The following is a 13,832-nucleotide window of genomic DNA, read 5'->3' as shown; positions in this document are numbered from 1 at the left end:
GTCGAATCGTGGACGTCGGTGCTTCGAAGGGGGTGAACCCCCGGCATCCACCGTTCGGTGCTTTACGGGGCCAGGCGGGTCGGTCCGCGGAACAGGTAGGTGACCTCGCGGATGGACGACTCGCCCAGCAGCAGCATGAGCACACGGGCGAGGCCCATGCCGAAACCGCCGTGCGGCGGGGCGCCGAAGCGGAAGAAATCGAGGTAGAAGTCGAGGTGCTCGGGGTCGAGCCCCTTCTCCTTCGCCTGCTCCACGAGCACGTCGACGCGGTGCTCGCGCTGGGCGCCCGTCGTGATCTCGACGCCGTTGAAGAGCAGGTCGTACGACTTCGTCAGCCCGGTCTCCTCGTCGCGCATGTGGTAGAAAGCGCGGATCTCGGGGTGGTAGTCGGTGATGAAAACGAACTGGTGCCCGTACGTCTCGGCCACGTGCGCCGCGATCTGACGCTCGCCCTCGGGGTCGAGATCGCCGTCGGTGCGGGGGACGTCGTATCCGCGGGCTGCGACGATCTCGCGGGCCTCGGCCAGGGGGATGCGCGGGAAGGGCAGCGACGGAACCTGGACCTCGACGCCGAACAGCTCCTGGATCTCGGCGCCGTGCTTGTCGGCGACGGCCTGGAACGCCGTCTGCAGCAGTTCCTCCTGCATGTGCGCGACGTCTTCGTGCGAGTCGATCCAGCTGATCTCTGCATCGATCGAGGTGAACTCGGTCGCGTGACGGCTGGTGAAAGAGGGGTCGGCGCGGAAGGCGGGGGCGATCTCGAAGATCTTGCCGAAGCCGGCGACCTGGGCCATCTGCTTGAAGAACTGCGGGCTCTGCGCGAGATAGGCCGTCTTGTCTTCGAAGTACGGCACCTCGAACAGCTCGGCGTTGGACTCCGAGGGAGACGCCATGAGCTTGGGGGAGTGGACCTCGATGTAGTCGCGCTCGACCCAGTAGGTGCGCATGGCGTGCTCGAGGGTGGTCTGCACGCGGAAGATGAGGTTGTTGCGGCGTTGACGCAGGTCGAGGAAGCGCCAGTCCATGCGCTTATCGGGGCTGCTGTCGGCGGCGATCGGGGTCTCGGGGTTGGCCGCGGCGGCGATCACGAGCTCGCCGACCTTGATCTCGACCCCGCCGAGCTTGACGCGCTCGTCGTGCTTCAGCTCGCCGCGCACGGTCAGGAACGTGCCGGTGGCGAGGCCGCCGACGGTCTCGGTCAGCGCCAGGGCGGCGGCATCCTGCTCGGTCGCCTCTTCCGAGGGGCGCGTCGCGGGGTTCACCAGCTGCACGGCGCCGGTCTCGTCACGGAGGACGACGAACTGCACCTTCTTCTGATCGCGCACGGTTTCGACCCATCCCGACACCTCGACGGCGCCGGCGGGAAGGGATTTCAGCTGGTTGACCAGGACTCGTTCGCTCACGATCGACCATCCTACGTGCGCCGGTCGCGCCGCACGGGGACTCGGGCGCGGGCATCGCGGCATCGCCTCGCTCGGGGGCAACCCCCAGGATTCGCGCGCGCACGGGCTCTAGCCTGAAAGGGGCGTCCGTTCGGGCGGCCGATCACCGAGCGCGAAGGCACCCGATGACCGACACCACCCTCACCCTGTCTCCCCTTCGAGCCGGTTCCGGCTCCGGCGAGGGGCAGTCGTGGCTGACGTCGCTGGCCGACTGGACCGTCTCGCTCATGGAGATCATCGGCCCGGTGGGCGCGGGCGTCGCCATCGCGCTGGAGAACCTCTTCCCGCCGCTGCCCAGTGAAGTCGTTCTGCCGATGGCGGGGCTGACCGCCAGCCGCGGTTCGTTCACGCTCTTCGAGGCCCTGCTGTGGACGACGATCGGATCGATCGTCGGCGCGTTCATGCTCTACGGCCTCGGCCGATGGCTCGGAGCCGCGCGTCTGCGCGCCTTCGCCGCCAAGATGCCGCTGCTGCACCCCGAAGACGTCGATCGCACGGTGGCGTGGTTCGAGCGGCACGGTGGCAAGGCGGTGTTCTTCGGCCGCATGATCCCGATCTTCCGAAGCCTCATCTCCATCCCCGCGGGGGTGTCGAAGATGCCGATGTGGCGCTTCGGTCTGCTCACGGGGGCCGGCAGCCTGATCTGGAACACGATCTTCGTGCTCTCCGGGTACCTGCTGGGCGAGAACTGGCACATCGTCGAGGAGTACGCCTCGATCCTGCAGTACGTGGTCATCGGCGCGGTGGCCATCGGCGTCACGTGGTTCCTGTACGCGCGCATCCGCTCACTGCTCGCATCGCGTCAGGAGTCGGCCTCGCGTACCGACGCCTGAGTGCGCGGACACGGTCTCGTCGACGGGCTCGGGTACCTCTCCCTCACTCTGCGAGGGGGCCGCGTCGCACGGTATCTCCACGTCGAAGCAACCGGCCCGCCCGCTCAGTCAGACCACAGAACCCGCGCCTAGACTGGCCTCGTGACCGCCGATCGCCTGCATCTCGTGCGCCACGGAGAGGTCCACAACCCCCGTCGCGTGCTCTATGGTCGGCTCCCCGGATTCGGCCTCAGCGTCGCCGGACGGCAGATGGCCCGCCAGGCCGCCGAATACGTTCACGCGCTCGACCGGCCCGTCAGCGCGCTGGTGGTCTCGCCGTTGCAGCGCACGCGCGAATCCGCGGAGCCCTTCACCGAGATGTTCGGCATCGAGGCGTACATCGACGACCGGGTGATCGAGCCGACCAACGTCTTTGAGGGACGGCGCATGAAGCAGGCGCTCGCCAACCCCCTCAACTGGCGTCACCTCCGTAGCCCTGCCGTGCCCAGCTGGGGCGAGCCCTACGAGCGCATCGTCGCCCGGGTGACGGATGCCATGGCCGACGCCTGGGAACGGGTGCCCTCGGGCGACGTCGTCGTCGTCTCGCACCAGCTGCCGATCTGGGTGACCCACCTCGCCCTCTCCCACCAACCCACCCGCCACGACCCTCGCAAGCGCCGGTGCGCGCTGTCGAGCGTGACGAGTTTCGAGCGGCGAGACGGCGCCGACGGCTCGACGCGTTGGGTCGAGGTGGCGTACGCCGAGCCGGCATCCACCGCCGGAGCCGTCGACGTAGGAGCCGTGTGATGCGCCGAATCCTCACCGCCGCGGGGTCTGTGGCCGCCGCTGCGGCCCTCGTGATGGGCCTTGCGTCCTGCACCGCCGACCCGCTCGCCGACCAGTACCGTGCCGGTGACAACAAGGGCTACATCGCTGCGAACGGTTTCCAGACCGCTGAGATCCCGGCCGACCGCCGCGGGGAGCCCGTCGACTTCGCCGGCACGCTCGACGACGGGTCCGCCGTGTCGAGCGCCGACTACGACGGCAAGGTGCTCGTGGTGAACTTCTGGTACGCCACGTGCGGCCCGTGCATCATCGAGGCGCCGCGCCTGGAACAGGCGTACAAGGCCTTCGAGGGGCAGGACGTCGCCTTCCTCGGCATCAACACCTACGACCAGCCCTCGACCGCGCAGTCGTTCGCGCGAGACCACGACATCTCTTACCCGAGTGCGATGGCCGTCAACGACGCCGAGTTGAAGCTCGCGTTCAACGACAAGACGCCGCTGAACGCCACCCCGACCACCCTCGTGCTCGACAAGCAGGGGCGCGTCGCGGCGCGCATCGTCGGCGAACTGCCCGAGGCCTCGATCCTCGAGGCGATCGTGCGCACCCTGGTCGCGGAGGACGCGTGAATCCGGGAGCCCTCGTCTTCGACGGGGCTCTGTGGATCGCCGTGCCCATCGCCCTGGCGGCCGGCCTCATCTCGTTCCTCTCGCCCTGTGTGCTGCCGCTCGTACCGGGCTACCTGGGGTACATCGGCGGTGCCGTCGCTCCCCGCGGGGGCTCGGCATCCGCCGGCCGGGGTCGCCTGCTGGGCGGTACCCTGCTGTTCATCGCCGGGTTCACTGTGGTGTTCATGGCCTTCAATGTGCTCGGTGGTGCCGCGGGGGCGTTCTTCACCCGCTACGGCGACGTGATCACGCGCGTCCTCGGCGTGGTGATCATCCTGATGGGGCTCGTGTTCATCGGCCTGTTCGGTATCGCGCAGCGGTCGGTGAAGATGCAGGCCAAGAGCAACCTCGGTCTCATCGGGGCGCCGCTGCTCGGTATCGCCCTCGGCGTCGGGTGGACGCCGTGCATCGGACCGACGTTGACGGCCATCCTGTCGGTGTCGTACAACCTCGGAGACCCCGGCCGTGCCGCCCTGCTGGGGCTGGCGTACTCGCTGGGCCTCGGCGTCCCGTTCCTCCTCCTCGCCCTCGGTTTCGGGTGGGCGACCCGGTCCGTCGCATTCCTGCGCACGCACATCCGCGCCGTCAACATCGTCGGCGGAGTGTTGCTCATCGTTCTCGGCCTCGCCATGGTGACCGGTGTCTGGGGCGCGTGGATGTCGTCTCTGCAGGGGGTGATGAGCGGTGTCCAGCTCCCCCTCTGACCCGTCGCGTCGGGAGCCCACGGACGGCGTTCTGCGTCCGTCCGACCACGCCGACTCCGCCGCGGCATCCGAATCCGACGACATCACCCAGCCGCAGCTCGGTGTCGTGGGATGGGCGCGCTGGGGCTGGCGTCAGCTCACGTCGATGCGCACCGCCCTCGTGCTGCTGTTGCTGCTCGCGATCGCCGCCGTACCCGGCTCGCTCGTGCCGCAGCGCACCGCGGATCCCAACGGTGTGACGCAGTACTTCACCGACAACCCCGATCTGGCGCCGGTGCTCGACAACCTGAGCCTTTTCGACGTCTACACCTCGCCGTGGTTCTCGGCCATCTACCTGCTGCTGTTCATCTCGCTGATCGGCTGCGTGCTGCCCCGCACCAAGCATCACTGGAAAGCCCTGCGCTCGCAGCCGCCGCGGACCCCCGCGCGCCTGTCGCGCCTCGACGATCACCGCACCCGCACGATCGCGGTCGACGGGGACCCGGATGCCGCGGCATCCGCCGCCGTCGACACCGCCGCAGCTCAGCTGCGAAAGAGCGGCTACCGGGTGGCGCGCTACGACGGTCGCGGCACGTTCTCGGTGTCGGCCGAGCGCGGCTACCTGCGGGAGACGGGAAACCTCGTCTTCCACGCGGCCCTCGTGGGCGTCCTCGTCGCTGTCGGTGTGGGTGGCGGATTCACCTACACCGGGCAGCGCGTGCTCGTGGAAGGTCAGGCGTTCGCGAACAGCCTGCTCGACTACTCCTCGTTCAACCCGGGCCGCTTCGTCAGCGGCGACACCCTCACGCCGTATTCGATGACGCTCGATCAGTTCGATGTGAGCTACGTGCCTCCCGGACAGCCCGGCTCAGGGCAAGCCGGTGACTTCGTCGCGCACGTGACCACCCAGGCTCCGGGCGGCGACCCGCAGGACGGCGAGGTGCGCGTCAACCACCCGCTCGACGTGCGCGGAGACCGCGTCTACCTCCTCGGAAACGGGTACGCGCCCACCGTCACGATCCGCGACGCCGACGGCCGAGAGGTGTTCCACGATTCGGTCGCCTTCCTCCCGCAGGATGCCAATATGACCTCGCTCGGCGTCATCAAGGTCGCCGACGGACTGCCCGAACAGCTCGGCCTGCTCGGCTTCTTCTATCCGACGATGGACGTGCTGCCCTCGGGGGCGCTCACCTCGACCTACGGCGACCTCGAGTACCCGGTGCTGACATTGCGTGTCTACGAGGGCGACCTCGGCATCGACGACGGCACGCCCCGCTCGGTGTACACCCTCGACCCCTCGGGCATGACCCAGATCGCCGGTGGCGACAGCGGCAATCCGGCTCTGCAGCTCATGCCCGGTCAGACGGCGGACCTCCCTAACGGCCTGGGCACCATCACGTTCGAGAACGAGGCCCCGGCCGGCGCGTCCGGCTACGACGGGTCGGTCAAGCGTTTCGCGTCGCTGTCGATCCATCGCGATCTGGCGGGACCCTGGGTGCTGGCGTTCGCCCTGCTCGCGCTGTTCGGACTGCTCGCGGCGCTGTTCGTTCCGCGCCGACGCATGTGGGTCAAGGCCACCCCGTCCGCGAACGGGGTGTCGATCGAGTACGCGGGCCTCGCACGCGGGGAGGACCCGACCCTTGCCGCGGCCGTCGATCAGCTCGTCGAGAAGCACGGCACGGCCCTGCCCTCGCAGAGCCGGCCCGATACCGACGCCGACCCGCGACCGACCGGCCCCGAGGCCGGATCGCCCACACCTTCCCCGAGCCAGCCCGACACCGGAAAAGTAGACTGAGACCATGACCGGAACCGATCCGATTCTCCTCGACGAGATCTCCCTCCTCTTGGTGTGGACGGCGGTCGCCATCTACGTGCTGGCGTTCATCGCCTACGCCATCGACCTCGCGCGTCGTTCCGACCTCGCCCTGAAGGCGAAGGACGAGGTCGTCGCGCGCGAGCTCGTCACCGCGGGCGGCGGGGGAGTGATCTCCGCGGGCGGCGGGTCGTCGGCATCCGCCTCTGCGACGAAGCCGCGCTACCTGTGGGCGCGGCTGGGCACCGTGTTGACGACGCTCGGGTTCGTGTTCCACCTCGTCGCGACCGTCCTGCGCGGCATCGCGGCCGAGCGTGTGCCGTGGTCGAACATGTACGAGTTCGCGCTGACCGGTCTGCTGCTCATCATCGCGGTCTACCTGGCCGTGCTCACTCGCTACGACCTGCGCTTCCTCGGTTCGCTCATGACGGGGCTCGCGGTGCTCCTGCTCGGTGGCGCGACGCTCGCCTTCCACGTCGAGGTCGTGCCGCTGGCCGATCCGTTGAAGTCGGTGTGGCTCGTCGTCCACGTATTCGTTGCGAGCCTTGCGACGGCGTTGTTCGCCTTGGCCTTCGGCCTGTCGGTCGTGCAACTCATCCAGGCGCGGCGCGAGCGCAAGCTCGCGGAGGCGCCGGCGGATGCCGAGCCGAAGCGCAGCTTCCTGCGCACCGTGCCGTCGGCCGACGCCCTGGAGTCGCTCGCCTATCGCTTCGCCATCGTCGGCTTCATCTTCTGGACCTTCACGCTCATCGCCGGCTCTATCTGGGCGAACGACGCGTGGGGTCGCTTCTGGGGCTTCGACACCAAAGAGGTCTGGACGTTCGTCATCTGGGTGCTCTACGCCGGGTACATCCACGCCCGCGCGACCCGCGGCTGGCGCGGCACCCGCTCGGCGTGGCTGTCGATCATCGGCTTCACCGCGGTGCTGTTCAACTTCACGATCGTCAACGTCTTCTTCAAGGGCCTGCACGCCTACAGCGGCCTGACGACGTAAGCGCGACCGACGTTGTCCGCGCGCTCGTGCGCCGCGGGTGGATGTGCGGTGCGCGCCGGCTCGCGCTCGCGCGGGCATCCATTCGTCGACCGTCCAAAACACGCCGCACCGTCGGATCGGGAGCGGCGTTTCCTGGACACTCAACGAAACCCGCGGCCTTGCTTCCCCGCGCCCTCTCGCCCCGGTTGAGCGTCCAGTACACGCCGTGTGCGCGGGGCGCTGCCGGCGTTTCTCGGACACTCAACGAATGCGAGCCTGGTCCAGGGCGCGCCGAACGGGTGTCACGATGCCGTGATGGGGCGTCTCGAGGTGGTGGGCGAGTACCCGGACGAGCGTCCATCCCTCAGCGCTGATGGCCCTCCATCGGTCCGCGTCGCGACGGAACTGGTCGGGATCGGCGTGTTGTCGGCCGTCGTACTCGATCGCCACTCGGTGCGGGGGCCAGGCCATGTCGAGTCGCGCCACGAACGCACCGGTGCCCGTACGCAGTGTCCAATTCAGCTCGGGCTCAGGCAACCCGGCCTGCACGAGGATCAGGCGCACGGCGGTTTCGCGAGGCGATTCCGCCCCGGGACGAACGGACCCGACTGCGTGGCGGAGCGCGGTCGCTCCGCGGCGCCTGGCCCTCAGTGCCACTTCGGAGAGATCGGATAACGGGTCACCCCTGGCGAGAAGCCAGTCGCCTGCTGCCACCAGGTCTTCCCACCTCAGAGCGCCCCCCAGCTGCCCCCAGGTCTCGACCCGGGTCGCAACCGGCAGGTCATCGAGTAGCGTCACCCCGTCCTGCGGCATGACCAGTCGGTGCCCGACGACATTCCGAGTGCGGGGTTCACGCAGAGGCGGGGAAGCGCTCACGTGGAGAGACGGCCCGTGCCGAAACGGAAGCGGCATCCCCCACAGCACAGCCGCCGTCTCATGGCTGAAGAACTGCCCGCCGGTCATTCTCGGCAGGTAGGCACGGCAGCGGTCGCGAACGGACTCGAGGGGTTCGTCTTCTCTCATGGTCCTCACGCCGGGAAACGGCGCGCAGACGTCACGAGCGGACAGTCTCCTCCGGGTCACGCCGAGTCTGTCGGCGTCGCGGACGTGGAAGACCGTTCCGAGCTCTGGAGGGAGAGGACGAGGATTCATTGCGCCATCCGACACCACCGGCCCACGCACGCGCCCGCTGACTCCTCCTGCCTGTGGAGGGGCGTGTTGTGGAGGAGGTCTGCCCACGCGGCGCACCGGTGTTGAGTGTCCAGGACATGCCGCTGCAGTTCGCCGGATGCGGCGAGTCTTGGACACTCAACAGGGCGCGGCACGGCGCGGCGCGGCACGGCGCTGCGGTCCCACGGCGCGGACAGCGCCGTGGGACGGCAGGGACCGAACGGGTCAGGCGGGGAGTGCTGCGGCGCGGGCGGACGTGGTGCGCCGACGCACCACGATCAGCGTCGTGACGATCAGCGAGACCACGGCCCAGACGACGAACCCGGCGATTCCGGCGGCGACCCCGCCCGATGACGACAGGGCACCGAGCATCGCGTCGTACACCGGCGCGGTGGGCATCAATGCGGCGGCCGCGGCGAGGGCGGGAGGCACGGTCGAGACGATCGTCGCTCCGAGCGCGAGTGCGCCGATGACGGCGGCCACCCAGCGACCGGCGCCGCCGAACACGGCTACCAGCGCCTGGTGCACGGCTGCGAAGGCGATTCCCGCCGCGATGCAGATCAGGGCGAAGAGGGCCCAGTCGCCCCAGTCATAGCGGGATGCCACCTGCACCACCGCAGCGACCAGCAGGCCCTGCGCGGCGCCGACGCCGGCCGCCGGCAGGAACCCTCGCAGTGCGACGAGCGCGGAGGGGCGGCGACTTGTCAGCGCCCGTGCCGAGACCGCCTGGAACGCCACGAACGAGGCCAGTCCGCCGAACCACAGCACCGCCATCGCCAGGAGGGGGACCGCCGCAAGGCCGAAGAGGGAATCGCTCGCTCCGGTCGCGGAGACGGGGTCGGCGACGACGTCGGCGAGGGTGGCCGCCTCAGCGTCGGTGTAGGTCGGCACCTGCGACACCGCGGTGTCGAGGCCGTCGGCGAGCGATGTCGTTCCGGATGCCACCTGGTCGACGCCGTCGGCGAGTTGACCGGCGCCGTCGGCGGCGCCCTGCGCTCCGGTCGCGAGTTGGGAGGCTCCGTCGGCGGCACCCTGCGCGCCCGTCGCGAGTTGGGAGGCACCGCCTGCCGCACCTTGCGCCCCCGTGGCGAGCTGCGCCGCACCGTCGCGCGTCTGCAGGAGTCCTCCGGCCAGTTGCGAGGCTCCGGAGCTCACCGCGTTCGCACCGGTACCCAGCTGTCGCGCGCCGTCGCCGAGGCCGGTCGCGCCGGTCGCCACGCCGTCGATGCCGCCGGCGATCGTGTTCAGACCGCTCTCGGCGTCGCGCGCGCCGACGGCCAGGCTCGCGGCCCCGTCTGCCAGTTGCGCGTTGGCTTCGGCGATGGTGCGGACGCCGGCGGGGAGCTGGGCCGCCTGTCGGGCGATCTGCCCGATGTCCGTCACGGTCTGCTGGGCACGGGGGAGCGCGGCGTCGGCCCGGTCGGAGGCGACACGCAACTGCTCGCACAGCTCTGGGCTGGTGCTCGCATCGCAGGCGTCCGCCAGGCGCTGCAGATCGGCCGCGGCGGCGACGAGCGCGTCGTTGACCTGCGGGGCGGCGGCGGCCACGTCGTTCGCGGCCTGCTCGAAGCCCGGGGGGATGGCGTCGGCGATCTGTCCGACCTGGTCGGCGAGCTGGCGGTTCCCTTCGGCGATGCCGTCAGCGCCGCCGGCGAGTCTTCCGACTCCGGCCGCGGCGTCACGCGTACCGGTGGCGAGCTGGGTGGCACCTCCGGCGAGCTGATCGGCGCCGTCGGCCAGTCCGGTCGCGCCGCTCGAGAGCTGATTCGCACCGCCGGAGAGCTGGCCCGCCCCGGCCGAGAGCTGGCCCGCACCGTTCGAGAGGGCCCCCGCACCGGTGGCGAGCTGGCCGACGCCGCTCGAGAGCTGGTCGGCCCCCGTGGCCAATTGACCGACGCCGCTGGAGAGCGCGCCGGCGCCGTCGGAGAGTTGCCCGACGCCGTCCTGCAGTCCGTCTGCACCGGTGGCGGCCTGCGAGGCGCCGTCGGCGAGCTGGTGCGCACCGTCGGCTGCCTGACCGAGCTGGTCGCCGAGCGTCGTGAAGCCGAGGAACACGTTCTTCAAATACTGCGATGACAGCTCGCTGCCGTAGACGCTGGACGCGGTGGATGCCAACTGCGCGGTGATCGCGCCGTCGACGACGCGCGCGTCGGGCGCCGTCTGCACGTCGATCGTGGCCTTCTCGGGGGTTTCTCCGGGGCGGGTGGAGAGCGAGGCGGCGGTGAAGTTCTCGGGGATGGTGACGACGGCGGTGTAGGTGCCGTCGGCGAGACCCGCCGTGGCGTCCTCGTCGTTGGAGATGACCCAGTCGATGTTGCTCGGCTGATCATCGGCGCCCTGGACCAGTCCGCCCGTGAGCTGACGGCCGAGCGGAACGAGCTGACCGTCGAGCTCGACGGCCTTGTCGTCGTTGACGATCGCGGCCGTGATGTTGTCGAGCCGGTCGGTGGGGTCGTACAACGCGCCGACGAGGATGCCGCCGATGACGGCAGGCAGGAGCAGGACGCCGGTCAGCGTCAGCCAGGTGACGGGGCGGCGTGAGCGGGAGCGCTCGACGGAGAGAGTCATGCGAACACCTCGGAGATATCGGCGAAGGATTCCGGCTGCGCCGGTTCGCTCGGACGGTGACGGCGCAGGGTCGGGAGGGCGAGGGATGCCACATCGGGCCGCTGCGCCTCGGCGAGCAGGGCGAGGGCTCGGCGTTCGTCGCGCGCCGAGGCGATGAGGGTGAAGGGCGACGACGCGTCATCGGATCGCTCGCGCGCCGCGGTCGCGGCCCGACGCAGCACCTGGGCGACCTCGTCGCGGGCATCGTCGTCGAGGCGATCGATGTCGGACAACACGACGATGCGCGTCCCGCCGCTGACCGCCTGGACGACCTCGGCACCGGCGGTCGCGGGATCGTCGAGCAGGGCGACGCCGACGCGCGCCCGCACGGCGCCCGCGCGCTCCGGCACGAGCAACCCGTCGACGCGCAGCTTGCCCTCGATCTTCGACAGGCGCCCGGCCACAGCGAGGAGCAGGGTTCGGGTGGTGGGCGTCTCGCCCGTGACCAGCAGGGTCCCGCCGTACCCGAGACGCACAGAGACGTCGCGGAACACGGGCTCCTCGGCATCCGCGGCCGGGACCGTGCGCAGATCGTCGGCGGCGACGGCCATCGCCGGTTCGGCGGGCCAGTCGGTGAGTCGCACTTCGCGTTCGACGGCCTCGCCCTCGACGTCGAACTTGGGCAGCAGTCGGTCGAGCCAGCGCGGCATCCACCAGGCCTTGTCGCCCAGCAGGGCGAGTACGGCGGGCACGAGTGTCATGCGCACGAGGAAGGCGTCGACGGCGACCCCGACGGCGAGGCCGAGCGCGATGGGCTTGAGGCTGGAGTCGCCCTCGGGGACGAACGCCACGAAGACGGCGAACATGATGACGGCGGCGGCGACCACCACGCGGGCGGACGCCGCGAACCCGCTGCGGACGGCGCCGAGCGCGACCTCACGTGGTGAGCGTCCCTCGCGATCGGCGTGCACGTAGTCCTCTCGCATGCGCGAGACGAGGAATACCTGGTAGTCCATCGCGAGGCCGAAGAGCACTCCCATCACGACGATCGGCATGAAGCTGATGATGGGGCCGACCTTGGCCACGTGCAGCGCGTCGGCGAACCACCCCCATTCGAACACCGCCGCGACCACGCCGAAGGCGGCGGCGACCGACAGCAGATAGCCGCCCGCCGCGGTGAGGGGTACCCAGATCGAGCGGAACACGATCATCAGCAGGATGAGCGACAGGCCGACCACGAAGAGGCCGAACGGCAGCAGCGCCGCCCCGAGCTGGTCGGAGATGTCGATCGTGACGGCGGTGTATCCGGTGACCAGGAGGCGCACGCCGAACTCGTCGTACAGGCGGTCTTCTTGCGCGCGCAGCTCGCGGACGAGGTCTGCGGTGCGCGGGTCGTCGGGCGCGGTCTCGGGCACGATCTGCACGATGCCGGTGTCGGCGGTCTCATTCGGCGTCGCCAGGGCGACTTCGGCGACGCCGGGGATCTTGGCGATCTCGTCGCCGATGTCGGTCATCAGGTTCAGCGGGTCGTTGCTCGTGACGATGGTGCCGGTCATGATGAGCGGGCCGTTGGCGCCCGGCCCGAAGTACTCGTCGGTCAGCTCGTAGGCCACGCGGGCCTCGTCGCCCTCGGGCAGTTGTCCGGCGTTGGGGAGCGTGAGCGCGAGCGATGCGGCGGGGATCGCCGCGGTGCCGAGGAGTGCGACGATGGCGACGGTGGTGACCACGGGACGCCGCGTCACCAGCCCCACCCAGCGCTTCGCGGGTCCGTTGCGCTGCGCTCGGATGGCCGCGGTCGCGGCCTTCTGCTCGCTCTCGGCGGCAGCCTGCGCGGCCTCGGCGGGGCCTTCGTCGGCGGGGGCGCTCCGGTCGCGCTTCTTGGGTCGCTTGTACCCCCAGCCCATCACCCGGTGGCCGGCGAAGCCCAGCAGCGCCGGGGTCAGAGTCAGCCCGACGCACACCGCGATCGCGACCGCGACCGATGCGGCGATGCCCATCGTCGTCAGGAACGGGATGCCGGCGAAGCTCAGCCCGATGAGGGCGATGAGCACGGTGATGCCGGCGAAGACGACGGCCGATCCCGCAGTGCCGACGGCGCGCGCGGTCGACTCTTCGGGATCCATTCCCGCCCGGGTCTGGTCCTGATGTCGCGACACGATGAAGAGGGCGTAGTCGATGCCCACCGCCAGCCCCAGCATCACCGCCAGCAGGGGCGTCGTCGCGGACACGGTGGCGAAGCCGGTCGCGATGAAGATGAGCCCGATCGAGAGGGCGACGCCCAGGATCGCGGTGGCCAGCGGCATGCCGGCCACGAGGAACGAGCGGAACGTCATCATCAGAACGAGAGCGGCGATCAGCACGCCGAGCGCCTCGGTGAGGGAGGCTCCGGGGATCTCGGAGGCGAACAGCTGGCCGCCGAGCACGGCCTGCGAGCCCGCGGGCAGGGCGGAGCCGAGCGCGGTCGCTGCTTCTCGCAGCCCGTCTTCTGTGGCCTGCGGGACGGCCGTGGCCTCGCCGGAGAACTGGATGCGGACGATGGCCGCGCGGTCGTCGTCGGCGACGCCGCCGGAGATGCGCGAGTCGTAGGGATCGTTGACGGCCTCGACGAAGTCGAGCCCGCCGATGTCTGCGGTCGTCGTCGCTATGGCGTCTTGATATGCCTGGTCTCGCACGCTCGCGCCGTCTGCAGCCACGACGATGATCTCGGCGCTGGCCCCGCTCACCTGGGGGAAAGTGCGCTCGAGCATCTCGAGACCGGCCTGCGACTCGGTGCCGGGGATCGTGAAGGTGTTGTCGGTGCCCTTGGCGAAGAGCGCGACCCCGCCCCCGGCGAGGACGAGCACCAGCAACCAGGCGGTCAGCACGCGCCACGGGTGGCGGAACGACCAGCGACCCAGGGTGTACAGGAATGTCGACACGGTGGCTCCCACGATCGGTGAAC

The 13,832-nt window shown here is 70.1% G+C and carries 10 protein-coding genes; 6 read left to right on the top strand and 4 right to left on the bottom strand.

Annotated features, from left to right (window positions below):
* Positions 1–62: 62 nt before the first annotated feature.
* Positions 63–1,403, bottom strand: coding sequence for an aspartate--tRNA(Asn) ligase (gene aspS, locus FHS07_RS14790; protein WP_183420649.1), 1,341 nt, complete (start codon positions 1,401–1,403; stop codon positions 63–65).
* 164 nt (positions 1,404–1,567) lie between these two features.
* On the opposite strand from aspS, the gene FHS07_RS14785 reads away from it, so the two are divergent.
* The 6 genes from FHS07_RS14785 to ccsB all read left to right on the top strand — a co-directional run bounded on the left by FHS07_RS14785 (position 1,568) and on the right by ccsB (position 7,195).
* On the top strand, positions 1,568–2,275 hold the full coding sequence (locus FHS07_RS14785) for a DedA family protein (protein WP_183420648.1): 708 nt from the start codon (positions 1,568–1,570) through the stop codon (positions 2,273–2,275).
* Positions 2,276–2,416: 141 nt separating this feature from the next.
* Entirely contained in the window at positions 2,417–3,061 is a 645-nt protein-coding gene (locus FHS07_RS14780) for a histidine phosphatase family protein (RefSeq protein ID WP_183420647.1), read from the top strand.
* Complete coding sequence (locus FHS07_RS14775; protein ID WP_183420646.1) at positions 3,061–3,666, top strand: TlpA family protein disulfide reductase; 606 nt, start codon at positions 3,061–3,063, stop codon at positions 3,664–3,666. The genes FHS07_RS14780 and FHS07_RS14775 overlap by 1 nt, the downstream gene beginning before the upstream one ends.
* Complete coding sequence (locus FHS07_RS14770) at positions 3,663–4,409, top strand: cytochrome c biogenesis protein CcdA (RefSeq protein ID WP_183420645.1); 747 nt, start codon at positions 3,663–3,665, stop codon at positions 4,407–4,409. The genes FHS07_RS14775 and FHS07_RS14770 overlap by 4 nt, the downstream gene beginning before the upstream one ends.
* Positions 4,390–6,183 (top strand): cytochrome c biogenesis ResB family protein, encoded by a 1,794-nt coding sequence (gene resB, locus FHS07_RS14765; RefSeq protein ID WP_183420644.1) that lies wholly within the window; start codon positions 4,390–4,392, stop codon positions 6,181–6,183. The genes FHS07_RS14770 and resB overlap by 20 nt, the downstream gene beginning before the upstream one ends.
* A 4-nt stretch (positions 6,184–6,187) precedes the next feature.
* A complete protein-coding gene (gene ccsB, locus FHS07_RS14760) occupies positions 6,188–7,195 on the top strand; it encodes a c-type cytochrome biogenesis protein CcsB (RefSeq protein ID WP_183420643.1) in 1,008 nt (335 codons plus the stop codon).
* A 240-nt stretch (positions 7,196–7,435) separates the two neighbouring features.
* Here ccsB and FHS07_RS14755 read toward each other — a convergent pair whose 3' ends face one another.
* From FHS07_RS14755 to FHS07_RS14745, 3 genes are all read right to left on the bottom strand, one after another.
* On the bottom strand, positions 7,436–7,738 hold the full coding sequence (locus FHS07_RS14755) for an endonuclease domain-containing protein (RefSeq protein WP_183420642.1): 303 nt from the start codon (positions 7,736–7,738) through the stop codon (positions 7,436–7,438).
* An 831-nt stretch (positions 7,739–8,569) separates the two neighbouring features.
* Positions 8,570–10,912 carry a YhgE/Pip domain-containing protein gene (locus FHS07_RS14750; RefSeq protein WP_183420641.1) on the bottom strand — a complete coding sequence of 781 codons (2,343 nt, stop codon included), beginning with the start codon at positions 10,910–10,912 and terminating at the stop codon, positions 8,570–8,572.
* Entirely contained in the window at positions 10,909–13,809 is a 2,901-nt protein-coding gene (locus FHS07_RS14745) for an MMPL family transporter (protein WP_183420640.1), read from the bottom strand. The genes FHS07_RS14750 and FHS07_RS14745 overlap by 4 nt, the downstream gene beginning before the upstream one ends.
* Positions 13,810–13,832: the final 23 nt, after the last annotated feature.

It is taken from the genome of Microbacterium proteolyticum, from assembly GCF_014192415.1.
GTDB lineage: Bacteria > Actinomycetota > Actinomycetes > Actinomycetales > Microbacteriaceae > Microbacterium > Microbacterium proteolyticum.
The sequence above is the reverse complement of the archived record's forward strand: the minus strand, read 5'-3'. Positions and strand labels throughout refer to the sequence as shown.